At 59.2% G+C, this 24,915-nt stretch carries 22 protein-coding genes; 19 read left to right on the top strand and 3 right to left on the bottom strand.

All coding sequences use genetic code 11. The features are described from left to right. Position 1 precedes the first annotated feature (1 nt). The 9 genes from EGM87_RS17190 (at position 2) to EGM87_RS17150 (ending at position 5,515) form a co-directional block, all read left to right on the top strand. Positions 2–759 (top strand): IS5 family transposase gene (locus tag EGM87_RS17190; RefSeq protein WP_137708757.1). Its coding sequence is split into 2 segments (ribosomal slippage): positions 2–335 and positions 335–759, totalling 759 coding nucleotides; the frame shifts between segments, so codons are not numbered across the junction. Positions 760–980: 221 nt separating this feature from the next. Continuing rightward, the gene (locus EGM87_RS17185; protein ID WP_171010001.1) at positions 981–1,250 is read left to right on the top strand and encodes a hypothetical protein; all 270 of its coding nucleotides are present in this window, start codon (positions 981–983) and stop codon (positions 1,248–1,250) included. Beyond that, positions 1,240–1,689, top strand: a complete 450-nt coding sequence (locus EGM87_RS17180) for a type II toxin-antitoxin system VapC family toxin (protein WP_171407204.1) — start codon at positions 1,240–1,242, stop codon at positions 1,687–1,689. The genes EGM87_RS17185 and EGM87_RS17180 overlap by 11 nt, the downstream gene beginning before the upstream one ends. Before the next feature lie 278 nt (positions 1,690–1,967). Then, positions 1,968–2,156 (top strand): DUF6961 family protein, encoded by a 189-nt coding sequence (locus tag EGM87_RS17175; RefSeq protein WP_137709489.1) that lies wholly within the window; start codon positions 1,968–1,970, stop codon positions 2,154–2,156. A 426-nt stretch (positions 2,157–2,582) separates the two neighbouring features. Then, positions 2,583–2,900 carry a hypothetical protein gene (locus EGM87_RS17170; RefSeq protein WP_316252052.1) on the top strand — a complete coding sequence of 106 codons (318 nt, stop codon included), beginning with the start codon at positions 2,583–2,585 and terminating at the stop codon, positions 2,898–2,900. Between the two features lie 28 nt (positions 2,901–2,928). Then, positions 2,929–3,321, top strand: a complete 393-nt coding sequence (locus EGM87_RS17165) for a heavy metal-binding domain-containing protein (RefSeq protein WP_020819322.1) — start codon at positions 2,929–2,931, stop codon at positions 3,319–3,321. Positions 3,322–3,324: 3 nt separating this feature from the next. Next, positions 3,325–3,888, top strand: coding sequence for a hypothetical protein (locus EGM87_RS17160; RefSeq protein WP_137709490.1), 564 nt, complete (start codon positions 3,325–3,327; stop codon positions 3,886–3,888). A 128-nt stretch (positions 3,889–4,016) separates the two neighbouring features. Further along, positions 4,017–4,774, top strand: a protein-coding gene (locus EGM87_RS17155; protein WP_137708757.1) for an IS5 family transposase whose coding sequence is annotated in 2 segments (ribosomal slippage) — positions 4,017–4,350 and positions 4,350–4,774 — 759 coding nt in all. Because the reading frame shifts where the segments join, the coding sequence is not laid out codon by codon here. A gap of 42 nt (positions 4,775–4,816) precedes the next feature. Next, positions 4,817–5,515, top strand: a complete 699-nt coding sequence (locus tag EGM87_RS17150; RefSeq protein WP_031286271.1) for a HEPN domain-containing protein — start codon at positions 4,817–4,819, stop codon at positions 5,513–5,515. A 91-nt stretch (positions 5,516–5,606) separates the two neighbouring features. On the opposite strand, the gene EGM87_RS17145 is transcribed toward EGM87_RS17150, so the two are convergent. The 3 genes from EGM87_RS17145 to EGM87_RS17135 all read right to left on the bottom strand — a co-directional run bounded on the left by EGM87_RS17145 (position 5,607) and on the right by EGM87_RS17135 (position 7,102). Then, the gene (locus tag EGM87_RS17145; protein WP_171010003.1) at positions 5,607–6,344 is read right to left on the bottom strand and encodes a hypothetical protein; all 738 of its coding nucleotides are present in this window, start codon (positions 6,342–6,344) and stop codon (positions 5,607–5,609) included. 1 nt (position 6,345) lies between these two features. After that, positions 6,346–6,585: a DNA translocase FtsK gene (locus EGM87_RS17140; RefSeq protein ID WP_084511049.1), complete on the bottom strand. Its 240-nt coding sequence runs from the start codon at positions 6,583–6,585 to the stop codon at positions 6,346–6,348. Positions 6,586–6,754: 169 nt separating this feature from the next. After that, complete coding sequence (locus EGM87_RS17135; protein ID WP_020819326.1) at positions 6,755–7,102, bottom strand: thermonuclease family protein; 348 nt, start codon at positions 7,100–7,102, stop codon at positions 6,755–6,757. Positions 7,103–7,337: 235 nt separating this feature from the next. Between EGM87_RS17135 and EGM87_RS17130 the strand changes: the two genes are divergently transcribed. The 10 genes from EGM87_RS17130 to EGM87_RS17085 all read left to right on the top strand — a co-directional run bounded on the left by EGM87_RS17130 (position 7,338) and on the right by EGM87_RS17085 (position 24,915). Next, complete coding sequence (locus EGM87_RS17130) at positions 7,338–7,466, top strand: hypothetical protein (RefSeq protein ID WP_262857024.1); 129 nt, start codon at positions 7,338–7,340, stop codon at positions 7,464–7,466. Positions 7,467–7,635: 169 nt separating this feature from the next. Next, complete coding sequence (locus EGM87_RS17125; RefSeq protein ID WP_020819328.1) at positions 7,636–9,120, top strand: ADP-ribosylglycohydrolase family protein; 1,485 nt, start codon at positions 7,636–7,638, stop codon at positions 9,118–9,120. A 135-nt stretch (positions 9,121–9,255) separates the two neighbouring features. After that, positions 9,256–10,296 (top strand): helix-turn-helix transcriptional regulator, encoded by a 1,041-nt coding sequence (locus EGM87_RS17120; RefSeq protein WP_137709492.1) that lies wholly within the window; start codon positions 9,256–9,258, stop codon positions 10,294–10,296. A 65-nt stretch (positions 10,297–10,361) separates the two neighbouring features. Then, positions 10,362–11,849 carry a DUF2779 domain-containing protein gene (locus tag EGM87_RS17115; protein WP_031286274.1) on the top strand — a complete coding sequence of 496 codons (1,488 nt, stop codon included), beginning with the start codon at positions 10,362–10,364 and terminating at the stop codon, positions 11,847–11,849. 71 nt (positions 11,850–11,920) lie between these two features. Continuing rightward, a complete protein-coding gene (locus EGM87_RS17110; RefSeq protein WP_137709493.1) occupies positions 11,921–13,153 on the top strand; it encodes an exonuclease SbcCD subunit D in 1,233 nt (410 codons plus the stop codon). Further along, positions 13,153–16,236, top strand: a complete 3,084-nt coding sequence (locus EGM87_RS17105; protein ID WP_137709494.1) for an AAA family ATPase — start codon at positions 13,153–13,155, stop codon at positions 16,234–16,236. Before EGM87_RS17110 ends, EGM87_RS17105 begins: the two co-directional genes overlap by 1 nt. Positions 16,237–16,327: 91 nt before the next feature. Beyond that, positions 16,328–16,861, top strand: coding sequence for an SbcC/MukB-like Walker B domain-containing protein (locus EGM87_RS17100; RefSeq protein WP_253719093.1), 534 nt, complete (start codon positions 16,328–16,330; stop codon positions 16,859–16,861). Between the two features lie 358 nt (positions 16,862–17,219). Beyond that, the gene (locus EGM87_RS17095; protein ID WP_031286275.1) at positions 17,220–20,228 is read left to right on the top strand and encodes a BPTD_3080 family restriction endonuclease; all 3,009 of its coding nucleotides are present in this window, start codon (positions 17,220–17,222) and stop codon (positions 20,226–20,228) included. Next, positions 20,225–22,093, top strand: coding sequence for a GmrSD restriction endonuclease domain-containing protein (locus EGM87_RS17090; RefSeq protein ID WP_137709496.1), 1,869 nt, complete (start codon positions 20,225–20,227; stop codon positions 22,091–22,093). The genes EGM87_RS17095 and EGM87_RS17090 overlap by 4 nt, the downstream gene beginning before the upstream one ends. Continuing rightward, positions 22,093–24,915 (top strand): site-specific DNA-methyltransferase, encoded by a 2,823-nt coding sequence (locus EGM87_RS17085; protein WP_137709497.1) that lies wholly within the window; start codon positions 22,093–22,095, stop codon positions 24,913–24,915. Before EGM87_RS17090 ends, EGM87_RS17085 begins: the two co-directional genes overlap by 1 nt.

The following is a 24,915-nucleotide window of genomic DNA, read 5'->3' as shown; positions in this document are numbered from 1 at the left end:
AATGTCGCGTTCGTTGTTCTGGTTGTCGGATGAAGCGTGGACAGCGATTGAGCCGCACTTGCCGAAGAACCAGCCCGGAGCGCGAAGGGTCGATGATCGCAGGGTGATCTCGGGCATCATTCACATGCTCAAGTGCGGTGGCCGCTGGGCGGATTGCCCTTCTGAATACGGCCCTTCGACGACGGTCTACAATCGCTGGAACCGGTGGAGCCGCCGGGGCATCTGGACCCGTATCCTGGCGGCGCTGACCGAGGAAGGCTGGATCGCGGAGACTGGCCAGATCGACAGCAGCTACATCAAGGCCCACCGCTCTGCCGGTGGTGCAAAAGGGGGGCGCGGGCCAATGCCATTGGCATTTCGCGTGGCGGCAGGACAACGAAGATCCACGCGCTCGTCGATGTCCTCGGGCGACCACTCCGCCTCGTCCTGACGCCCGGCAACACGTCGGATGTGAAGGGCGCAGACCTACTGATTGGCGAGACCATCGGCATGAAGCGGGTGATCGCCGACCGGGGCTACGACGCCAACCGCATCCGGGCCGCCTTGCGCGAACAGGGCACAATCCCCGTGATCCCCGGTCGACGCAACCGCAAGCGCCCGATCCAGTATGACGAACGCCGTTACAAGGACCGTTGGAGGGTCGAGGCCATGTTCTGCCGCCTCAAGGATTTTCGCCGTATCGCAACCCGCTACGACAAGCTCGCCAGAAACTTCCTGTCAGCCGTAAGCCTCGCAGCCGCCGTGGCCTTCTGGCTGTGATTGAGTCTCAACCCTAGGGGCTATTCACCACGGGTGGTTTGGAACATGCGAAACATCATTGCAGATAATGATTGGAAACTGGACCAGTGAAGTCGATTCCCTCAAGTCCTCTTTTTCTACCAGGACAAAACAACGGTGTCAGATTCCAGGGCTAGCCAAAACAGAATCTTGATAGCCCGCCGAGCGTCTACATGATATATCTAGCTGCAAAGGAGTCGGTCATGGGTCGTGCCGAAAATATCCAGCTCAACGTTCGCTCGGCTTTTGCGCGCGATCGGGTCCATGCGCTTACGAAGCTCACCGGCATGACGGCCAGTGAGGTGATCGAGGACGCGCTGCGAGGTTATGTCCCGCCAGGTATTCCAGCCAATACCGGCAAGCTGGTGCGGCGCGGCGCGCTGCTGGTTCGTCCGTCGAGCGGCAAGCCGGTCAGCCTCGAAAGCGCCAATGAGGCTCTCGATCGATCCCGTGAGCATGACATTGACGATTGACGCGCTGATCGACAGCAATGTGATTATAGCGGCGTTGGCAGGCGATCATGAGCATCATGCTTCGTCGGCCGACCTGTTCGACGCTGGTCGCGGTCATGTGCTGGGCGTTGCCGCACACAGCTATGCCGAAGTCTATAGCACCCTGACCCGTCGCGGCACACACGCGCCATTTCGTTTCACGGCAGAGGAAGCCTGGGCCGCGCTTGAAAGCGTGAGAACCGTCACCCAATTGATCGGCTTGACCCCGGCGCAGACGTTCGACACGGTGCGCAGCTATGCAGCCGATGGCGGGATCGGGGCTCGCCTCTACGATCGAATGATCGGCGAAACAGCGGTGGTACACGGTATCCCCACGATCGTGACCTGGAACATCGGTCATATGCGCGGCCTATTCCCGACGCTCGATGTCCGCACCCCTCGCGATTTTCCGAAGGCATGACAGCTTTAATCCGCTCGAAATCCAGCGTTTATAAGACGACTAGGCCACCGCCTCAGCTATTAGCCTGATCGAAATATCTCCATACAAGAAGGCTCACGTCAAAAGGGGATATGTCGTGCGCGGGTGCTTGATTACTTTGGGAGTGCCGATCGCGGGTATCGCACTTGTACTTACCGCCTACGGCTACGGAACCTTGGCGAGCAGCGCTATCGCTACAAGATGACGGTGGAAGTCCAGATGCCGTCCGGCGTTAAGAGCTAATCCAGGAGAGCGATAGGATGACCAACGATCATATCGCACAGGGCGCAGCCATGATGCTGCTGAGAAGACATGGTGACCAAGCGCCGGTCAAAGTAGCCGAGCGGATCGGTGAACTTGCAGTCGAGGCTGATTGGGACGGGTTAGCCTTCTGGAAGCTGATAGCATCCAAAATGGACCAAATACTTCAAACAGGCTCGGTCCAGTAAGACGGTCCGCTGGGCAAGGTATTTCGAACCCTGAGGCCGTTCGCTTGACATCCCGACCGGCGCTCTGCAACACGTTCACTGGCCTTGGGGAAGGCCAAATATGGGGGTAAAATCAATGAGATTGATGTATGTTGCGCTCGCGTGCGCAATCGCGTCGTCAACGCCTGCACATGCTCAGGTTCAAGCGCCTGCACTCGCTGTCGGACCGACGGCCAACAATGTTCTCCGCACTGGCACTGAAATCCAACTCAAGATGGAAGAGCCCCTGACGACCGAAGGCAAGAAACTTCGGGTAGGTCAGCACTTCAGGCTCTCCGTGATCGAGCCGGTTTCTGTTGGGGGCAGGTCGTCATTCCGGTCGGTTCGCCAGCCGTCGGTGAGATCACCGAGGTTCGTAATAAAGGGATGTGGGGCAAGTCAGGCCATTTGACCGCCTCGCTCCTCAATGTGAGCGTGAACGGGCGCCAGATCCGGCTGACCGGCACGTTTGATGACAAAGGCGTTACCGGAACGGCAGGTGTCGTAGCTGCTGTGGCCTTCGTTCCTGTCGTTGGATTTTTCACCACAGGAACAAGCGCCAAAATCGCTGCGGGATCGCAGGTCAAGGGCTTCATCGGTGAAGACGTGCCTTTGGTCTTCGCCGCGGCTGCGCCTTCTGAACCTGTGACCGTTCCCATTGCAGCTTCCTCATCTGTTGCAACCGCAATTCAGCCAGGTTCGGCAGTAGCTCCTGCCGCGAAGTAAGCCGGCTCCAACAGGGAGAGTACACTTTATGCGTTACGTTCTGATTGCCGCCCTCTCGATGGGTATCGCAGCGCCTGCCTTTGGCCAAGCGCCGCAAGCCCAGCTGCTTGTGAACGAGGAAGTCGGCGTACCCGTTTTCCCGTATGACATCACTGACCGCCCTTATGAGGTCCTGGGAGAGGTCAAGGCGGGCGTTCGCAAAGCAACGGTTTTCAGCAAGTCGCCATCGCAAGACAAAATCTACAAGGAGCTTTGGGAACGCGCGCAGAAGCTCGGCGCTGATGCCGTGGTCAAAGCGCAATATGGCGATGCTCACGTGTCGGCATTCAGTTGGGGCAAGTCGAATGCGACTGGCACGGCGGTCCGCTTCTTGTCGGCTGGAGGCATCACGCCGGCAGCTACCCCTGCGGGCTCCCACTAATTCATGTTGCGCGCAGCCTTTACGGCAGGACTTCTCCTAGTCGGCAGCCCGTTGGCGGCCGCACAGGACGTCACTTCAGAAGCCTCGGTCGTCCCGGCCCCGTCCCATCCACGTTGGGTAAAAGGAACGGATGTCGAACTGATGGTTGTTCGGGAAGTAAACAGCCGATCAGCGAAAGCCGGCGAACGCTTCCGGCTGCGCGTCAACTCACCAGTGACAGTTGACGGGACAATCGCAATCCCGATCGGATCTGTCGCTTGGGGCGAAATCGTTTCCGTCTCGGGCACCAGCGCGGCGGGAGGAAAAGGCCAACTGAGCCTGCGCTTGATCCACGTCGACACGCAATGGGGGTCCGTCGCGTTGACCGGTACGAAGGGCGCTGAAGGTGCCTCAAACACAGGCGGAGTCATTTTGGGCGTGTTAGGCTTTGGTCTCCTCGGCCTCCTTAACAAAGGCGGCAATGCGACCTTCAAGGCGGGCGATATTATTCATGGATATATCGCAGATGGCGAAGAACCCGCGGCCCCTCCACTCTTGATCTCGAACCAAGACGCCCCTCATTCATGATAAATTTTGGCCGGTTGCGCGATCTTTACATCGCAGAATTATCTTAGGGTCCAAACCCAATCAGCCTATTGAAAATCTGCGTTCACTTTGATTCAGGGGGTCTCCGCTGAAGCTGGAGGCTGTTTGGAATGTCGCGTTCGTTGTTCTGGTTGTCGGATGAAGCGTGGACAGCGATTGAGCCGCACTTGCCGAAGAACCAGCCCGGAGCGCGAAGGGTCGATGATCGCAGGGTGATCTCGGGCATCATTCACATGCTCAAGTGCGGTGGCCGCTGGGCGGATTGCCCTTCTGAATACGGCCCTTCGACGACGGTCTACAATCGCTGGAACCGGTGGAGCCGCCGGGGCATCTGGACCCGTATCCTGGCGGCGCTGACCGAGGAAGGCTGGATCGCGGAGACTGGCCAGATCGACAGCAGCTACATCAAGGCCCACCGCTCTGCCGGTGGTGCAAAAGGGGGGCGCGGGCCAATGCCATTGGCATTTCGCGTGGCGGCAGGACAACGAAGATCCACGCGCTCGTCGATGTCCTCGGGCGACCACTCCGCCTCGTCCTGACGCCCGGCAACACGTCGGATGTGAAGGGCGCAGACCTACTGATTGGCGAGACCATCGGCATGAAGCGGGTGATCGCCGACCGGGGCTACGACGCCAACCGCATCCGGGCCGCCTTGCGCGAACAGGGCACAATCCCCGTGATCCCCGGTCGACGCAACCGCAAGCGCCCGATCCAGTATGACGAACGCCGTTACAAGGACCGTTGGAGGGTCGAGGCCATGTTCTGCCGCCTCAAGGATTTTCGCCGTATCGCAACCCGCTACGACAAGCTCGCCAGAAACTTCCTGTCAGCCGTAAGCCTCGCAGCCGCCGTGGCCTTCTGGCTGTGATTGAGTCTCAACCCTAGACACCTGAGATAGAGAAGTTGAGCAATGTCTTTCCGCTACCCATCTTCTAGTCCGCTTCATCCTGAGGCGCTCAAGCGGAAGCAACGTAGCTTACGTGATGGCTTCGCGATGCCTCTCACGCTTCGAGTTCACCGAGCGCTTTCCTGGCTTCGCCGCGCAGAAGCAGATGAAGAAGATGAAGATATACGCTTCATCTTGCTGTGGATCGGCTTTAACGCAGCATATGCAGGTGACGTTGGATTAGCGCTGGGTGGAGAGAGTCAGCGCGAACGCGATGCCTTCGCGCGCTTTTTCTCCACCTTAGTTAGCTTCGACAGCAAACATCGAATTTATGACCTGGTCTGGCAGCGCTTCAGTCAAGAAATTAGGCTGCTGCTAGACAACCGCTATGTCTTCGCGCCCTTCTGGCATCACCACAATGAGGTTGCCGGTTTCGAGGATTGGAGCGGAATGCTGGAACGGGAGCGCGTTGCTACGGCGAACGCCCTTCGTCGCCACGACACCGCCACCTTGCTGTCGATATTGTTTGGACGCCTGTACGTTTTGCGAAATCAACTGGTCCACGGAGGGGCAACCTGGAATAGCGAGGTCAATCGCACTCAAGTTCGAGATTGCGGCGCCCTGCTGGGCTCCCTTCTGCCCCTGTTTATCGACCTGATGATGGACAACGCGGATCACGAATGGCCGATGCCGCACTATCCGGTGGTCGATTCACCGGCTTGACGGCTCGGGGCCGTCCCGGACTTCAATGTCCTAAAGCATCAGCGTCGTTGACGTGCAGCATGCCACAAAGTCAGAATCCGCCGCCGCACCATCAGGACACGTCGCGGGCTGTCCGGCTTGCAATATGGGCTCGGACAACGTGCCAACTGTTGCGAAGCTGACGGCGGCGACTGTCGACTTCCTCACGCGCGCGGCTCGCGATCCGTTCAAGGTCAACGACCAGTTCACCAGCAAGGCTGCTCCGCTCTGAGTGGTCCGCGTCCCTCATCAGTGCGGCTGCCGTTGAAACCGCATCTGGCACAGTGCGCGAGATGAATGTCGAACAATCGACGATGCTCCATTCGACCGGGTTCCCAGCTGCCATCTCCAACACTTGAGCGCAGCGGCGCCTAGCTGCGGAAAGACGCTGAGCATATTCCGGTGCAAGCTCTCCCGCCATTTTCCACGCCTCAGCGATGCGGGGATCCGCCTCAGGCTTGATCGCTTCCTCGATGATTGGGAAGGACGTCGACTGATCCTCTTCGATCGGGGACAGCGGACGAGCGGCGCGTCCGACTCGAACCGCGAATTTCCTCCAACACAGGACGAAGGCTGCGATCGCGACAGTCACAACCGCTATTCCAAACCAGTCACCGACGACAGTGATAGGGAGAACAAAGAACCCGACGAGGCCAGCCAATCCCGCCACCAGAGCCGCTCCCGCCACCTTCGCTGAGATATAGGCGATTTTGGCGATGCTCCGCAAAATCTTAAGCGCCGCATTCCAAGCCAAGCGCAGAAAAACAGCGCCGGTGACCAACAAGAAGGCAATAAGAATTAGCCGCGCCAACTCATTTCTCCGAGACAGATACACATGAGGCAACCGTTCTCGCGCCGCGTTTGTCCGGAGCACTCACCAACCCGGACTCCTCCAGATCCTGCATAATGCGGCGTGCGTAGGCATATTGAATACCCAATTCTCGGGCTAATCGGTTTGTCGAACCGGAACGCGATTTTGTTACCAGATCGCGAGCCATCGCGATGCGATTAGCATGCATGACAGCGCTATCGCTTTGGCTGTCGGCCGCCATCCCGTTTCCTCTTAACCGAAGAGACCAAAGAGCCACCTAACGCCCGATACCAACATCATGCCCGTGCCCAGCAGGATAAGCCCTCCAATAATGATTGCTTCCAAAGCCACTAGATAGGGGAATGCAGGACCATCCGCCTCTGTACCCTTCTCATCCCAGCGCCGAGCCATCACCTGCACTCCCGCGCCAATTCGAGCCCATTGTCCCACTTCCTCATGTAAACCGCCTGCCCGCGGCCGATCTGCTCACAGGCAACATTCACGCCGTTCACATATACGTGCGCGAGGGTACGACCATAACGGTCGTGTCCGACGCGCCGAATGCTGAGGGATCCGTTCATCAGATTTTGTAGGCTGCGTTTGCTCGCCTGGCCATCGCCAGGAGCACAGGCGCGGCCCGCCGGACACCCATGTATCTCAGGGGCATCGATACCGACCAGACGCACGCGTTCTCCGTCCAAGCGCAGGGTATCGCCATCAACGACGGTTACAGCCGCCAACAGGAATATTCCAAACATGTTAGGTTCCGTTCAGCGTTTCTCGATCACCCCGCAGCCTCTACTGAGGTGGGGCTGACCAATGGCAGGTTGAGACCGTCTCGCCATTGGCAGGCTTCCGGTCCCAGACGAAGTTTACTGACCCGACCTGACGTTCTTCGCCAACACGGAAATCGCCCCACCGATCAGCAAGCCGGCTCCAACCGTAACGAACGGGACGACCGCAGCGATAGCGGCACCGGCTGCAGCGCCGGTGATGGCCGTGCGCCCCATTTCCGTTTCCCAAGCCTTCTTCACCCCATCGACAGTCTTCTCGCCAATTTTCTGGCTGACCTTTGCGGCGCTGGCTCCTGCCTCTTCAACTTATCTCGATCAATCTTCATGATATTTCCCCCTATGATGCTTTCACCACCCTATCGTGACTGCTGGGTCAAGACAGTTTGGCCTCACAAACGCCATGGCGAAGTAGGTACGACCGTATCTGTCAGATTCGGTCGTAGTAACTCTCTCCAACTTCAAGCTGGAGCCATTAAGGTGGCTCGAAAAGGACAAGAATGGAACAAAGAGACGCTGCCCATACCCCCCGCACCAGTTCGAGCCATCCACTGCAAATCGCGTTCGTCCAAACACGCGCCAACGGCGGCAGAATAGGAATCACATTCTGCCCGGGGAAAAAGCAGCACGATGCGCTGACGGGCGCCTGGGACCGCGACCTTTGCGTCGACCTAGACGCCATTCAAGCTAGCGGAGCGGCGGCGGTCGTTTCTCTCCTCGAGCCCTCAGAATTCCAGAGCCTCGGCGTGGATCGGCTCGGGGAAGAAGTACGCGCGCGTCACATGGACTGGTTCCATCTGCCCATTGCTGACGTGAGCATCCCGGGTCCGCTGTTCGAGCAGGAATGGACCACCACCGGCGCAAATCTGCGCTCACGGCTACGCCAGGGCTTCGACATCGTGGTACATTGCAAGGGCGGCTTGGGACGCGCTGGAATGATAGCCGCACGCCTGCTCGTCGAGTTGGGAACCGAGCCCAGGGCTGCCATAGGCCAAGTGCGAATGGCTCGTCCTGGAGCGATCGAAACGCATGAGCAGCTCACCTACGTCCAGCAAAAAGTCGCAGTCGCAGAGGTGGCCCCCGCTATGACGCTCGCGGCCACGCGTGATCGAGGCCGAGGCGCTTTGATCGGCTTGGCAGTAGGCGACGCACTGGGAACGACATTGGAGTTTGCGCGCCGGGACACCTATCCCATTCTAACCGACATGATCGGTGGCGGCCCCTTCGGCCTGAAGCCCGGCGAATGGACAGACGACACGTCAATGGCGCTCGCCTTGGCGGACAGCCTCATATCTTGCAAAGGCATCGATGAAGTCGATCTGATGAAGCGCTTCGTCGCATGGCGAGATGAGGGAGCCTATTCATCAAATGGGCACTGCTTCGACATCGGCATGACCGTCAGTGCGGCATTGGCCCACTGGGAGCGATCGGGAAACCCCATCGCGGGATCAACCGACCCCTCCACCGCGGGGAACGGCAGCTTAATGCGCTTGGCGCCAATCGCTCTGCGGTATCATGACAACACCCCTTCCCTCAAAGAAGCAGCTGCACGTCAAAGCCGTGTCACGCATGGCGCGACTGAGGCCGTAGATGCCTGCGTCATCTACGCACGAATGATCGCGATGGCAATTTGCGGCAGCAGCCTCGACGATGTTCTCAGCATCCACACAGACAGCGTAACTGGGAGAATCTTCGACATCGTTGGTGGATCCTGGCGCGGTAAACTGAGGCGGGATATCCGCGCGTCAGGCTATGTGGCGTATTCGCTCGAAGCCGCACTCTGGTGCATCGGCCGGACCGGCAGTTTCGCCGAGGCTGTCCTTACTGCCGCCAATCTCGGTGAGGACGCCGATACGACAGCTGCCATTACGGGCCAGCTCGCGGGCGCCCTCTATGGCGAGGACGGCATCCCGGAAGCTTGGCGAAATCGGATCGTCGGGTATCAACGCATCGGCGAAATGGCAGATCAGCTTTTGTTTCGGTAGATCCTCAAACCAGCGCTGTTCCTCCAGCCAACACCGCCGCACCTCCACGAGCCGCAGGTCTCAATTTCCGCCTTTAGACTCTTGAAAAAACGACGGGTGCGGTCGTAGTTGGACATAAATGGGGGGTAGTGCAGCATGACCGATCGTATGGCCAAACTTGATCGATTGTTAGCGCTCGTTCACGCGCTTTCGGAATCGACAGAGGGCCTCACTCTCGATGAGATGGCGGAAACGCTCGGCGTCAATCGCAGGACCGCCGAGCGCATGCGCGACGTCATCGCTCGGCACTTTGACCTTGAGGAAGTGACAGAAGATCGCCGAAAGCGCTTTCTCATACGGGACAGCCTTCGCCGCGTTTATACCCGCCCCACTGCCGCTGAAGTCGCAGCACTACAGGCCGAGGTGGATGGACGGCAAGAAGCTGGCCAGACGGTTCGTGCCGACCAATTGGCGAACCTTCTGGCAAAGGTGAAAGGGGCGTTCGATGATCGCGAGAAGCGCCGCATTGATCCTGATCTAGAAGCGCTCACTCGGCTTCAGCGGACGATGGTCACCGCGGGCCCTGTTGCGACCGTGCCCCCCGAGACAATCGCAACCGTCCAAGCTGCGATATTGTCCGGTAGCTGCCTCGAATTCAGCTATGCCGCAGTTCAGCAGCAGGAGCCTCGCTGGCGACGGGTCATTCCCTATGGCATCGTTCACGGCCCCCTGTCGTACTTGGTCGGAAAGATGCCCGACCGAGAAAATGATCCGGTCTATTACCGACTGGATCGCATGATCGACCCCCGGCTCAGCGAAAAGCTCGGTTGCGCCCCAGATGACTGGGACATCGACGCCTGGCTGGCCGACAGTTTCGCTGTCTGGCGAGACGAGAAGCAAGACGTCGTGCTTCGCGTCCACGCATCGGCAGCCTCGCGAGCGCGAGAATGGCGCTTCCATCGCCATCAGCAAATAGAAGAACTCGAGAATGGAGATCTTCTCATCCGCTTCACCAGCGGCGGCATGCGGGAGCTGGCGGAGCACCTATTCACTTGGGGCAATGAGCTCGTCATCGAGCAGCCTGATGCCCTGATTGAGATGATGCGACAGCGCATCGTGGCTGCGTTGACGATGTTGCCGTCTCAGGCCCAGCCAACCGAAGCGACCATTTCTGTCGTACCGACGATGCATGGTTGAACCATGACGATCAGCTCTCCAAGATTTTTCAGCCCCCTCCTCAATCTCATCATGTGGGTGGCAGCATGAGCATCTCGCCGCGCCCGCATGGTCTATCGAAATCGAGGATCACCTACTTCGAGCAATGCCCGAAGCGGCTATGGCTATCGGTTCATCGCCCTGAACTCGCTGAAGACGATGAGGGCGCAGAAGCCTGGTTCGCTGCCGGGCACGAGGTTGGCGCGGCTGCCTGCTCGCTCTTGCCGGGCGGTGTCATGGTGGAGGCTGAGCCCGATCTGTCCGCTGCGTTGGCGACGACGAAGGCTTTGCTGGAGAACGGTCACGAGGATCCGATCTTCGAAGCCACCTTTCAGCATGATGGCGTTCTGGTGCGCGTCGATATCCTTGAGCCAAATGGCCTCGGTGGCTGGCACATGGCTGAGGTCAAAAGTTCGACGAAGCCCAGGGACTATCACACCAATGATCTGGCTACGCAGGTCTGGGTCGCCCGTGAAGCCGGTGTGCCCATCGACAGCGCGGCGATCCGCCATCTGGACTCCGATTTCGTCCTCAAACCTGATGGATCGCTCGAGGGGCTGTTTTTCGATAGCGACCTCACGTCCAACATCCAAGACCGCGTCGAAACGCGAGCCGCGGTGGTCGCAGCGGCACGCGAAACGCTCACTGGTAGCGAACCAAGCATCCTTCCTGGCCCCCATTGCAATGGGCTCCCGTGCAATTTCGCCACATATTGCGAAGCAGCGCTTCCTCCCGGCCCGGAATGGCCTGTGACCGTGCTTCCATACGGGGGCGGCAATCAGTGGCTAAAGCGCGGGGTCGAGGATCTTTTCGAGGTCGACCCTGCGGCGCTGACCAATCCGACCCATCAACGGGTGTTTCAAGCCACCTTAACCGGCGAGCCTGACCACAACGTTGAAGGCGCCCGATCCGCCATGTCGGATTGGGCCTTCCCCCGAACGTGGTTGGACTTTGAGACGATCGCATTCGCTATTCCGCGTTGGGTGGGCACCCGTCCATATCAACAGGTGCCGTTCCAGTTTTCCGCTCATATTGAAGCGGAGGATGGAAGCCTCCAGCACCATGAATTTCTGAGCCTGGACGGGGCGGACCCACGCAAGTCCTGTGCCGAAGCGCTGGTGACGATGATCCCCAGGTCGGGCGCGGTAGTCGCTTACAACGCTAGCTTTGAAAAGGGGCGCCTTCGCGAACTTGCTGACTTTTTTCCCGATCTGGCGGACGATCTCAATTCGATCATTGAGCGGGTCGTTGACCTTTTGCCGGTCACGCGCGCCAACTGGTATCACCGCGACCAGCGCGGCAGCTGGTCGATCAAGGCCGTTCTGCCCACAGTGGCCCCAGACCTTGATTATTCAGAGTTGGAGGTCAAAGACGGCGGGAACGCCCAAACCGCATATCTGGAGGCCATATCCCCCGCAACGACGGAAGACCGCCGAGCGGCACTCGATACGGCGCTACGAGCGTATTGCGGGCGGGACACAGAAGCCATGATCGTCCTTGCCAGACACCTCTGCCAGAGCGGAGATGGCTTCTAAGCCAACCCTGAACATCTCCCTCGCAATCGAGTTACGTCCATTTCTGTCGCCCATTTTGCGAAGCTCAACCCATGACCGAATCGATACCGGCCTTCCGACTGATCCATAGTTCTGACTGGCATATCGGGCATGAGCTTTTCAGCCATGAACGAGAGACAGAGCATGACGCATTTCTCTCCTGGCTCCTTGATCGTCTAATAGTCGAAGAAGCGGATCTGCTGCTCGTCACGGGCGACATATACGATGTGGCGAACCCGCCGGCGTCAGCCATGGCACGCCTTTACGCGTTTCTTCGGGATGCTACGACGCGCTGCCCTAATCTGCAGATCGTCATCATTGGCGGGAACCATGACAGCGCAGCGAGAATCAATCTACCTGCCGCACTTCTCGGACCTGGGCGTATTCACCTTGTGGACTCCCTGCCCCGCGCAAATGGCGTGGCAGACCTCGATCGGTTGCTGATCCCGCTCACCGATCGGACGGGTAAGCCCGCAGCATGGTTGGCAGCCGTTCCCTACTGCCGGCCTGGAGATATGGGTCCTGGCGGGCTCCCAGAGTTGTACGCCAATGTTCTGACGGCGGGCGCTGCATCAGCAGACGGATTGCCTCTCATAGTGACCGGCCACCTTCACGTCGCGGAAGGGGACATCTCTGAACATTCAGAACGTCGAATCACCGTGGGCGGGGAGGAAGCCCAAGCCACAGCCCTTTTTGACGACCGAGCAACCTATGTTGCGCTTGGCCATCTTCACCGCCCTCAGATGATCAAGGGCGACACGCTGATCCGTTATGCGGGTTCGCCGTTCCCACTGTCCGCAACGGAAAGGCTCTACCGCCATTCAGTCAGCATAGTCGATCTGGCGCCGAGCGGCGCGAGCGTCCGAGAGGAAGAAATTCCCCGCCTCGTCCCCTTTCTGACGATCCCAGCCGACGGTCCAAAGCCGATCGGCGAGGTTGAGATCGAAATCCAGGGATTGGGCTTCGATCCCGATCTTCCTCGCGGGCTGCATCCGTTTGTGGAAGTTTCAGTCCTCGTTGATGGCCCTGAACCGAACCTACAAGCTCGAATCATGGCGGCGCTCGATGGGAAGGCTGTGCGGCTGACGCGCATTGCACGGATCTCGGCTCGTGAGGCCACCAACCAAGCCATCGCCGAGCGCGAGCTAGATCTGGCCGAACTCCTTCCTGATGCCGTTTTCGCAGAGCTGTTCGAGCGGGCTCACGGCAGCGAACCGCCGGACGATTTGAAGCAGGCGTTTCAAACCCTTCTCATCGAGACACAAACATCGAGGGAGGACGCCTAATGCGTGTCCTGGCAATCCGCGGCCGTAATCTCGCCAGCCTGAACGGCGACTTTGAAGTTGATTTCGAAGCCGAGCCACTGAGCGACGCCGGCATCTTTGCAATCACCGGCCCAACAGGCGCAGGGAAATCTACCCTGCTCGACGCGATGTGCCTGGCATTGTTCGATTCGGTACCACGTCTCGGCGCAGCACCGGCACGGGCCAAGTTCGAAACTGCCCAAGGTGACGAGCTGTCGGCCGGAGACCCAAGGGCCATCCTTCGGCATGGCTCAGGCGAGGGTTTCGCCGAGCTCGACTTTGTTGGGCGAGACGGAGAGCGCTACCGCGCCCGGTGGACCGTGCAGCGCGCTCGTCAGAAGACCGATGGCCGCATGCAGGCCACCCGGCACAACCTCACTCGCCTTGCTGACGGCGAGATCTTGGGTGGGACCAAAACTGAAACGCTAGCGGAGATTCACCGTCTCGTCGGTTTGTCCGCCGAGCAGTTTCGTCGGGCCGTCCTCCTGGCACAGGGCGATTTCGAGGCCTTCATCAAGGCTGACGATAACGAGCGCGCCCAGCTACTCGAACGGCTGACCGGGTCGCATATTTATGCGACTCTTGGCCGCGCAGCTCATGAAAAGGCAACGACACTCCGGGCCCAGCAGCAGGCAATCCTAGATCGCATTGAGGCGCAGAACGGCCTCGACGACGAAGCACGCCGGACGGCCGAAGAGCAGCACAGTGCCGCGAAGGACGTCGCGGAAAGAACCGCGGCTACGATTGGAGAACTCTCCAAAGCCGCTCGCTGGGAAAGCGATCGTACGGCCTTGGCCGACAAGGTGACGGAATGTGAGTTAGCCGTATCGACCGCGAACACTGTCCGCGAAGAAGCCGCCCCTCGGCATGAGACATTGCGCCTGCGTAAAGCCGCGTTCGCCCTCGCAGGAGAATGGACCGCCGTCCAGGATGCGGCCACGCTGGCGCAGGAAGCGCGCCAAACTGTTTTGGTGCGGCAAAGTGAACTTGAGCAGGCGAGCGAACGCGCGACACAGACGGCAGCTGAAGAAAGCCATGCAGCAGCTCGACTCCAGCTTGAGACGGAACGGGTCGCCGCTCAATCTCCTGAGATCGAAGAAGCCCGTGTGCTCGACCGGAAGCTGTCCGAAACAAACGCATCGCTTGATGGCATAGCAGGCGTCCGCGCTACGCGCGCGCAAGCCCTGTCCAGATGTCGGGAGCTTGAGCAGGCCGCCAACATCTCGTTGGCAGAGGCTGCAGAAACTCGTGACGGCCAGGCATCGTGGCTTGCGGCGAACGCCGGGCTTGCCACATTGGCTGCACAGGAGAAGGAACTCGCTGCAGAGCTCGTCGAGATCGCAGCCGTCGATATAACGCTGTCCAAACTTTCAGAGAGCGCAAAGGAAGCAGAGGCCTCCAAAATAGAGGCCAACGCCACATGGGAAGCCGCCAAGGCAGCGGAAGAGGGAACCGGCGCCGCTGCCACATGGGCTCGCAACATATTGGACGAGGCTAAGGCATCAGCACCATCCGATGCTGCCTTCTCAGCGCTCATTGAAAAACGGGATCGCCTGGGAGGTCTTTCTCCTCTCCTAGTAGACTGGAAGCATCAAGAAGCTCAGGTACAAACATCCCGTGACCTCCTAGTTCGTCTGCGCAGCAATCTCGATGACGCTAAGGCCGACCGCAAAGATCTGGTCGTCCGGCATTCCCAGGTCAGCTCCTCCCTTCCTATTCTGCGAGCGCAATTGCAGGAGGCACGGCGTGCCGGCGAGCTAGCCGAAACGGCCTCGGGCGAAGCGGCAATGCAACTTCGCGCCACGCTTGAGGATGGACAGGCCTGCCCGGTTTGCGGGGCGACCGAACACGCATTGAGTGCGATCGACTCGCTCTTGGGCCTACAGCTTCGGGAGCAGCGGGAGCGCATCGCCCAGCTGGACGCCTCACTGTCTTCAAAGACCGCTGAAGAGGCCGCTCTGGCCACAGGGATCCAGGCTACTGACCAGTCAATCCTCCGGCTGGACCACGACATAGAAAGTCAGACCGCTGCATTGGCTGCGGCCCGCAATAATGCCCAATCTGCCTTTGCAGTCCTGTCAGAAAAGTGCAGTTCGGTGGACCTTGATCCGGCCGGGCCGGACTTCGAAGCCACTCTGCAAAGCGAACTCGCCGCGCTGGATAAGCAGCGCGCTTCGATGACGGAGGCGAAGACCGCGGTCACGATCGCGCAGGTCGCGGATGAAAAGGCTCGAAACGAGTGGGAAAAATGCCGCGCAGCCTCCGGTCTCGCCGCTCAGACAGCGCGCGATATCGAACAGAAATTGAGCGGCATAGTGGAGCGACGATCGCACGCTACCGAAACACGAGATCGGCTCGCGCGATCGATCGACGCCAGGTTCGGCGGAAGCGCAGATTGGCGACAGTTACCTGACCCCGCAGCCTGGCTCGATGAATCTGCCGAGGCTTGGCGCGCCCACTCTGCTGAACATTCACGGCTTCTCGCCGCAATTCCGGGGCTGGAGAAATCGGTTGCTGACGCGCGTACAGAGACCGCCACAGCCGCCGCCCGGTTCGACGAAATCGAGTCTCAAGCTAAGGGGTGGGAGGAAGATCAGCTTCGGCAAACGGACGCTCGGAAAAGCCTGCTTGACGGCGACACGGTGGATATCGTCGTCGCTCGCAATGAAGCGGGCCTATCGCAGAGCCGCCGCGCTTTGGAAGTTGCCCAAGTAGAGGCCAGCAAGGCGCGAGAGCAGCAGGCGGGCGCAACAGCTCACAAAGAGTCCGCGGACCAAGAAGCAGAGCGCAGGATCAAGGACCATCTCGATCGCCAAGGTCGATTTCACGCGCGCCTTGCTGAGTTGGCGATCGAAGAAGACGCCGTCGCCGACGCAGCTCGAGCGGGACAGGAGGCCATCGATCAGGAGGCTGCGGCTCTTGCCAACATCGACAGGGCCGCAGAACAGGCTGCTGCCCTCCTGACCCAACGACAGCAGGATCTGAGCCGCCACGATCAGACTGACCCTCCTTCCCCTCTCTGGCGAAACCCTTGCCTAAGCAGTCAACGAAGCCAAACAAACTGACGAGACGGCCCAGCAGGCACTCCAAGATGCCCAGTTTGTCCTGCGCCGGGATGATGAGGTTCGGACGCAGACCACAAAGCTTCGTGCCGACTTGGAACGCGAGCGAGCCGCGGCACGGGTATGGCTCGCGCTTGATGAACTCATCGGCGATGCGACGGGCGCTCGGTTCCGGCGCTTTGCCCAAGGGCTAACGCTCGATCGCCTGCTGGCGCACGCAAATTTAAGGCTCAGCGATCTCAAACCTCGGTACGAACTGCAACGCGCTCCTGGTGGCGACATGCTTATCCAAGTCATTGACCATGACATGGCTGGCGAGATCCGCGGGGTACACAATCTTTCAGGCGGCGAGCGCTTCCTCATCAGCCTTGCCCTGGCACTCGGGCTTGCCGAGATGTCGACCGGCCGGGGCCTCAAGATCGAAAGCCTGTTCATCGATGAGGGATTTGGCGCGTTGGACGGCGCCAGCCTCGGCCAAGCCCTGTCCGTCCTAGAGCATCTTCATGCGACCGGGCGCCGAGTGGGCGTTATCAGCCATGTCGACGAGATAAAGGAACGGATCCCCGTGAAGATTGAGGTGACGCCCGTCGCACGAGGCCGTAGCGAGCTTACAGTAGTCAGCGCCTAATCAGACTCAAGTGCGAACCGCGCCTCAGACCGACTGCGACGACGTAGGACTAACCATGACAAATTTCAGTTGAGGCATTTCCTCGCAACTGGATGAATTCGCGGGGTGTGACGGCCGTTGCGATCAAGCGAGACAAAACTGACCGTAGGCAACTCCCGACCGCTGCGCGATGGCCAGCGGTTCGGCCCGGCACTTTTTCGCGCCGTGGTGCCCTTTCATAATCCACAGAAAGAAGGCGATCCGGTGATCAAATATTTCCAATTCTTCAGCAAGATGCTTGACGGAGACTGGTTCCGAAACCCATGCAGGACTAGGACCTGGGGGCAGGTGAATCGTGACGGTTTTAGGGGGCGTTGAGTTGAGTGAAGTCTTTTTTCAATCGCCTATTCTGAACTCGCCCTACGACGAACCGACTCGTCACTGGGAATTGGATGCAAACGGGCAGCCGACCAGCGTCGTCGTTTCCCGCCGCCGCCAGAGCGCCTTGGTGTCGCCCATCCCGAAGGCCAAAAAGGTTCGCGGCAAGGCGATCCAAGCCGATCTGCTCGCAGATGAAACGGGTCAGGAATACAACCCCACCGAGGTTATTAACGGCATCCGATCGGCGGTAGAGAGTTGGCGGACCCTGCCGGAAAGCCAATGGCAGGTTACGCCCACCACCGCGCGTTTGCTTCGCCATTGGCGCATGCACCCCTTCGCCAATCAGCGTCCCTTCTTCTGCCAGGTTGAAGCGGTGGAGACGGTGATCTGGCTGACTGAGGTGGCACCGCGATCATCGTCGCAGGGACGCCGATTCTGGACGCATCTGGAAGCCGCTAACGAAGCGGCTAATCCTGAACTCATGCGCATGGCGCTGAAACTCGCGACCGGCGCGGGCAAGACGACAGTCATGGCGATGCTGATCGCCTGGCAGACCCTCAATGCCGTACGTCACCCCCACGCTAAGCGCTTCTCCAAGGGCTTTCTGATCGTTGCACCGGGCATTACGATCAAAGATCGCCTGCGCGTCCTTCAGCCGAATGATCCGGACAGCTATTACGAAAGTCGCGAGATTGTCCCGGAGGACATGCTGCTCGACCTTGGTCGAGCAAAGATCGTCATCACCAATTATCACGCCTTCAAGAAGAAGGACGAGCTACCCCTCAACAAGGTGCAGCAGGCCGCGCTGCGCACCACCCCAAAGCCAGAGAGCGACGGGGCCATGATCCGGCGTGTGGCCGGTCAATTGATGGGCCTGAAGAACATCGTGGTCCTCAATGACGAGGCGCACCATTGCTATCGCGAACGCCCTCCTCTTCCGGGTGAGGAACTGAAAGGGGACGAACTGGCGGAAGCCAAGGAGAATAACGAAGCCGCCCGACTGTGGATCTCGGGCATCGAAGCGGTCAAGCGTGAGCTGGGCGTCTCGATGGTCTATGACCTCTCCGCCACACCCTTCTTCCTGCGTGGATCGGGCTATCGCGAAGGTTCGCTGTTTGGGTGGGTCATGTCGGATTTCAGCCTGATGGACGCGATCGAATGCGGCATCGTGAAACTTCCGCGCGTACCGGTCATGGACAATGTGCCAGGTGGCGACACGCCCATGTTCCGTAACCTGTGGGATCATATTGGAAAGCAGCTCCCGAAAAAAGGCCGAAGCAACGCCAAGGGCCTTGATCCCCAAAAGCTGCCGAACGAACTGCTGACCGCCATCGACGCTCTCTATGGCCACTATGAGAAAACCCACGCCCTCTGGCGGGACGCTGGCGTCGGCGTCGACCCGGTGTTCATCGTGGTATGCAACAACACCGCCACATCGAAGCTGGTCCATGATTACATCGCTGGCTACGAAATTGAGGATGCCGAAGGCAATGTGACGCCGGTCACGGGAAAGTGCGCCCTTTTCCGCAACTTTGATCCGGATGGCACGGCTCTACCGAAAATGCGTACGTTGCTGATCGACAGCCAGCAGCTTGAAAGTGGCGAATCGATCAGCACTGAGTTCCGGGACGCGGCCAAAGACGAGATCGCCCGATTCAAGGATGAACTGATCCAACGCACCGGCGACCGCGCCGCCGCCGAAAAGATTGATGACGCCGCTATCCTGCGCGAGGTGATGAACACTGTAGGAAGAAAAGGGCAGCTGGGCGAGCGCATTCGCTGCGTGGTATCCGTATCCATGCTGACCGAAGGCTGGGACGCCAATACCGTCACCCATGTGCTGGGCATTCGGGCCTTCGGAACGCAACTTCTATGTGAGCAGGTCATTGGCAGAGCCCTCCGGCGCCAATCCTATCAGATCCAGCCTGACGGGCACTTCGCTGTTGAATATGCGGACGTGCTCGGTATCCCCTTCGACTTTACCGCACAACCCGTCGTTGCTGCACCGAAGCGGCCGGAAAATATGGAGCGGGTGCATGCCATCAGTCCCGCGCGCGATGGATCGGAAATCCGATACCCCCGTGTTGAAGGATATCGCACTGAATTACCGAGCGAACGTCTGTCAGCGGCATTCTCCCAAGACTCCTCGCTCGAGCTGACCCCAGAATTGGTCGGAGCGACCGAAACCATCAACTCTGGCATCATTGGCGAGACGGCTGACCTCACGATCGAGCACCTTGCCGACACGCGCGCAGCAACGATCCACCTAAAGCTCGCCGAATGGATCGTGAAACGGAAGATGACCAACGCCGGGGAACGGCCCAATGTCGGCCTGATCATCCAGATGAAGTCGATCGTGCGACAATGGATGGCCGAATACCTTGTCCTGGCCGGCGGCACTCAGCCCGCTCAGCTTCTCTATTACAACATCGCGGATCGCGTGGCTGACCGGATCATGGCAGCTATCACTCGTGGCCAGGAAGGCGGCGGGCGCATCCTCGCCATGCTCGACCCGTATAATCGCGAAGGCAGCACCCGCCACGTCAGCTTCATGACCAGTAAGGATCGCTATGAGACGGGTGATCGCTGCCACATCAATTATGCGGTGATCGACAGCGATTGGGAGGCGGAATTCTGCCGGGTCGCTGACAAACACCCGCGCGTCCGGGCATGGGTAAAAAACCACAATCTCGGTTTCGAGGTGCCGTATAGCGCAGGCGGCGAAGCGCGTCGGTATCGGCCGGACTTTATCTTGCGCGTTGATGATGGATGTGGTGCCGACGATCCGCTCAACGTCGTCGTGGAGATCAAGGGCGCCCGCGACGAAGACGACAAGGACAAGGCGGAAACTATGCGGACCCTGTGGGTGCCGGGCGTTAACGCGCTCACTGAGCACGGTCGCTGGGGATATGCAGAATTTACCGATGTTTGGACCATCGCCACCGAGTTCGCGGCGAAGGTGGAAGCATGGCTTGATGAAATGACAATGGGTGGGGTGAACGCATGAGCTTCGATACGACCAAGACCAGCCTGAAAGAGCTGCTGGGCCATATCCATGACGGAAAGCTGCAACTGCCCGAATTTCAGCGTGACTATGTCTGGAATGAGGGCGACGTTCGGTCGTTGCTGGAAAGCATCGCCAAGGGGTTTCCGGTCGGTGCGCTGCTAACGCTCGAACGGGGCGGCTCAATCGAATTCAAACCGCGCGGGATCGAAGGAACCTCGGTCGCTTCGATCGCGCCGGAGCATCTACTGCTGGATGGACAGCAGCGGATGACCTCCCTTTACAAGACGATCTATTCCAAGGAGCCGGCGCGGGTCCGCACCGCCAAGGGCCAAGTGGTCGAACGCTATTTTTATCTGAGTATCGAAGGCGCTTTGGAGCCGATGGCCGATATTGAGGCAGCGATCGAGATGGTGCCGCCCGATCGCATCCGAATGATTAATTTCGGCAAGGATGTGGAACTCGATCTTTCCACAGCTGAGCGGGAATATGAGCAGATGCTGTTCCCGCTCAACCAGACGCTTGACCCACTCACCTGGATCTTGGGCTGCATCAGTCATTGGAGTGCCAAGGGCGAACAGCGGATGGAGGAAATCCAGCGCTTCCAGAACGAAGTGCTGAACCGCATCCAGTCATACGCGATGCCGGTCATCAAACTGTCGAAAGACAATAGCAGGGAAGCTGTCTGCACCGTCTTTGAAAAGGTGAATGTCGGTGGCAAGAAGCTAGACGCATTCGAATTGGTCACGGCAATCTACGCTGCGGCGGGATTTGACCTCCGAGAAGATTGGGCCGGTACGCAGCGCAAGCATGGCCGCCTCGGTCGGTTGCGGGAAAAGGTGCCGTCAAAGGGCGTTTTTGCAGACTTGGCGTCTACGGATTTCCTGCAAGCCTGCACCGTCCTGCATACCCGCGAACTGCGTTTACAAGCTGCCGCAAACGGGGCCACTGGCAAAGATGTGCCCGCGATCACCTGTACCCGCGAGGCGTTATTAGGCCTTCCTCTCGCGGCTTACCAAAAGCATGCGGACGCGGTTGAGGCTGGCTTCATCGAGGTCGCCAAATTTTTGAACGAGCAGAAAATCCTCTGGGGTCGCGACGTGCCGTATCCTCCACAAATGGTTTCGCTCGCCGCAACCTTTGCATTGCTGCCGTCGCATCTTCGTAACGCCGCGGCCCTGAACAAGCTGGCGCAATGGTATTGGGCAGGCGTGTTGGGAGAGTTTTACGGCTCAGCGACCGAGACGAAGATTGCGCGCGACGTGCCGGACCTCCTCGCTTGGTTGGAAGGCGGCCCGGTTCCTCGCACCGTGGGCGATACATCGTTTCAGGCGAGGCGGCTAGATACACTCCGATCGCGCCTCTCAGCTGCCTATAAGGGATTTCACGCTCTCTTGATGCGGAGCGGCTGCCGTGACTTCATCACTGGCAAGGGCGTGGAGACGATGACCGTCTACGCAGACGCGCTGGACATCCACCATATTTTCCCTCGGGCATGGTGCGAAAAGGAGGGAATACCTCCGCAGCGCTATAACAGCATCATCAACAAGACCGCACTGTCGAAGGGAACCAACATCGCCATCGGCGGCAATGCGCCCAGCGTCTATCTCGCCCGCATTGAGGAAAAACATGGCCTTTCCCCCGACGCACTCGACGACATTCTCCGGTCGCATCTGATCGAACCCACGACGCTCCGCGCTGACGATTTCGAAGGCTTCTGGAAAGCGCGCAAAGTTGCGTTGGCTGAGCTTGCCGCTGGGGCCCAAGGCAAACCAGTGCCGTTCAGTGAAGACGAACCCATGGAGGGTTACGCGGACGATGACGGCCTGACTCTCGATGAAGAAGATGTAATTGAGGAAGTCGCCTGATGGCCAAGAAGCCGCTTACCGTTGAAACGCTTACCCACGATGAGGCGACGCGGCTCAACGCGCCGACGGCGGAGCTTGAGGCGTTCGTGCCGCCGGAGGTTAAGACGCCGATCCGCGCTGCCTATGAGCGGCGCAACCCAGATCTGGACCCGCAGCTCGTCTGGCGCGGCAAGGATGTCGCCGACTGGTCCGACCTGATCGTAGAGGCGCCGCCGCTCTACATTCAGGAGAAGATCCACCCCAAGGCGCTGGTGGAAGACCTGAAGCGCGCATCCATGCGCCGCCATGAACCCGAGGACGCCCCAGACCTCTTCGCCGACTTCAATGGGATCGATCCAGCCCAGCGCACAGAATTTTATGAGCATGACCAGCATTGGTCGAACCGCATGATTCTCGGCGATGGCCTTAAGGTGATGGCGAGCCTAGCTGAACGCGAAGCGCTCAAGGGACAGGTGCAGTGCATCTATATCGACCCGCCCTATGGAATCGAGTTTAACTCCAACTTCCAGTGGAGCACCACCAGCCGCGATGTAAAGGACGGTAAAGCCGACCATCTCACCCGCGAGCCGGAGCAAGTGAAGGCGTTCCGCGACACATGGGCGGACGGCATCCATAGCTACCTGACCTATTTGCGTGACCGGCTGACGGTAGCACGAGATCTTCTTGTCGAAAGCGGGTCGGTGTTCGTCCAGATCGGCCCTGACAACGTCCATAGGCTTCGCGCCCTTATGGACGAAGTGTTCGGCTCCGAAAATTTGATGTCGATGATTAGCTATCGCACCAGCAGTCCGCTGGGAGCGAGCGGACTGCCGACCGTATGTGATTTCATACTCTGGTATGCAAAATCAAAAGATCAAGTAAAATACAGGCAACTCCTCAATTTCAAAGGTACCGGAGACGGAAGTGAATACACGTGGGCGATGCGAAATGACGGAACACCGCGCCGCCTCACCAATGAAGAGCTGATAAATCCTGCTCTCGTTCCAGATGGCGACGATGTTTTCGCCAGAGGAGCCTTGTATTCTTCTGGTTTTACACCGACTTGCGTATATCCTTTCACGTTTCAAGGCGAAAATTTTGAAACTTCGAAAAAGAGCTGGAGAACCAATCGCAGCGGCATGGAAACATTGATCAAGGCAAATCGCCTTATAAAGATTGGAAAACTTCCATATTACGTCCAGAGGCACTCAGACTTTCCAGTTCAGCCTTATAATAATCTGTGGACAGATACGCGAGCTGCCCTAGGAAAGCAGTATGTCGTCGAAACTTCGGCAAATGTAGTTCAGCGCTGCATGCTGATGACGACTGACCCCGGAGACCTTGTCCTCGATCCCACGTGCGGATCGGGCACCACCGCGTATGTCGCTGAGCAATGGGGCCGACGCTGGATCACGATAGACACCAGCCGCGTCGCGCTGGCGCTTGCCCGCGCGCGGATCATGGGGGCGCGCTATTCTTGGTATCTGCTGGCCGACAGCCGCGAAGGCCAGATGAAGGAGGGCGAAGTGACGCGCTCCGTCCCCGCAAATGCACCCACCTACGGCCGTATTCGGCAGGGCTTCGTCTATAAGCGCGTGCCGCACATCACGCTCAAGTCTATCGCCAACAATGCCGAAATCGATACAATCTGGGCAGCGCATCAGGGAATGCTTGAGCCTCTGCGTGCGGCTTTAAATGAGGCGCTGGGCACGGCTTGGGAAGAATGGCAAATCCCGCGCGAACTCGAGATAGATAAGGCTGGCATTCCACATGGGGGCGGTGAGGGCTTCGTAACAGTTGGCGCCTTGCATGCGCGATGGTGGAAGACGCGCATCGCCCTTCAGAAGGAGATCGACGCCTCCATCGCCGCCAACGCGGACACAGAATATCTCTATGACCAGCCCTATGAGGACAAGAGCCGCGTCCGAGTGGCCGGACCCTTCACGGTCGAGAGTTTGTCGCCCCATCGCGTCCCCGCAATGGATGTGGACGACAGTCTGTTCGACGAACTGGAAGCTGCCGAGGGTCGGCGTCAGGCTGGCGCAGCAACCGAAAGCGCCGACTTTGCCGCGATGGTGCTGGAAAATCTCAAACGATCTGGTGTGCAGCAACCGCACAAGGCCGACAGGCTAGTCTTCTCCTCGCTGAAACCCTGGCCCGGCCGCTTCATCTGCGCCGAGGGCGCGGTGCGGCAGGCGAGCGAGGGCGAGAGCGACACGCTGGCCGACAGCCCCACCCGCCGCGCCGCCATTTTGATCGGCCCAGAATATGGCACCGTCGCGCGTGCCGACCTGACCGCCGCCGCGCGCGAGGCGATGGAGGCGGGCTTCGACCTGCTGATAGCTGCCTCCTTCAACTTCGATGCCCATGCGTCGGAGTTCGACCGGATGGGCGCGCTCACCGTATTGCAGGCCCGGATCAACCCCGACCTACACATGCCGGATCTCGCCAACACCGGCGCAGGCAACCTGTTTACCGTCTTCGGCGAACCGGACATTCAGGTGCATGAGGAACCCGACGGCTGCATCAGCATCGAAGTGGCCGGCGTCGACATGTATAAGGGCGGCGAGATCGTCAGCGGCGATGCCGATGACATCGCCGTCTGGTTCATCGACACCGACTATAGTTATGAGAGCTTCTTCGTCCGCCACGCTTATTTCCCTGGCGCGAACGATCCCTACAAGGCGCTGAAAACGACGCTGAAGGCAGAGATCGACGCCGACGCCTGGGAAAGCCTGAAGCGCATAAGGTCGAGGCCGTTCCCCAAGCCCAAGGGGGGCAAGGTAGCGGTAAAGGTGATCAACCACCTCGGAGATGAGGTGATGAAGGTGGTGGGGGTATGA

The organism is Sphingobium sp. RSMS (assembly GCF_005406185.4).
Classification (GTDB): Bacteria; Pseudomonadota; Alphaproteobacteria; order Sphingomonadales; family Sphingomonadaceae; genus Sphingobium; species Sphingobium fuliginis.
Note: the sequence above shows the minus strand (reverse complement) of the source record. Positions and strands in the feature narration are given on the sequence as shown.

Coding starts and splice junctions, on each gene's coding strand:
- EGM87_RS17185 (WP_171010001.1), top strand. CDS start 981: ATGGGTCGTGCCGAAAATATCCAGCTCAACGTTCGCTCGGCTTTTGCG.
- EGM87_RS17175 (WP_137709489.1), top strand. CDS start 1,968: ATGACCAACGATCATATCGCACAGGGCGCAGCCATGATGCTGCTGAGA.
- EGM87_RS17165 (WP_020819322.1), top strand. CDS start 2,929: ATGCGTTACGTTCTGATTGCCGCCCTCTCGATGGGTATCGCAGCGCCT.
- EGM87_RS17160 (WP_137709490.1), top strand. CDS start 3,325: ATGTTGCGCGCAGCCTTTACGGCAGGACTTCTCCTAGTCGGCAGCCCG.
- EGM87_RS17150 (WP_031286271.1), top strand. CDS start 4,817: ATGTCTTTCCGCTACCCATCTTCTAGTCCGCTTCATCCTGAGGCGCTC.
- EGM87_RS17140 (WP_084511049.1), bottom strand. CDS start 6,585: ATGGCGGCCGACAGCCAAAGCGATAGCGCTGTCATGCATGCTAATCGC.
- EGM87_RS17135 (WP_020819326.1), bottom strand. CDS start 7,102: ATGTTTGGAATATTCCTGTTGGCGGCTGTAACCGTCGTTGATGGCGAT.
- EGM87_RS17130 (WP_262857024.1), top strand. CDS start 7,338: ATGGCCGTGCGCCCCATTTCCGTTTCCCAAGCCTTCTTCACCCCATCG.
- EGM87_RS17125 (WP_020819328.1), top strand. CDS start 7,636: ATGGAACAAAGAGACGCTGCCCATACCCCCCGCACCAGTTCGAGCCAT.
- EGM87_RS17120 (WP_137709492.1), top strand. CDS start 9,256: ATGACCGATCGTATGGCCAAACTTGATCGATTGTTAGCGCTCGTTCAC.
- EGM87_RS17115 (WP_031286274.1), top strand. CDS start 10,362: ATGAGCATCTCGCCGCGCCCGCATGGTCTATCGAAATCGAGGATCACC.
- EGM87_RS17110 (WP_137709493.1), top strand. CDS start 11,921: ATGACCGAATCGATACCGGCCTTCCGACTGATCCATAGTTCTGACTGG.
- EGM87_RS17105 (WP_137709494.1), top strand. CDS start 13,153: ATGCGTGTCCTGGCAATCCGCGGCCGTAATCTCGCCAGCCTGAACGGC.
- EGM87_RS17090 (WP_137709496.1), top strand. CDS start 20,225: ATGAGCTTCGATACGACCAAGACCAGCCTGAAAGAGCTGCTGGGCCAT.
- EGM87_RS17085 (WP_137709497.1), top strand. CDS start 22,093: ATGGCCAAGAAGCCGCTTACCGTTGAAACGCTTACCCACGATGAGGCG.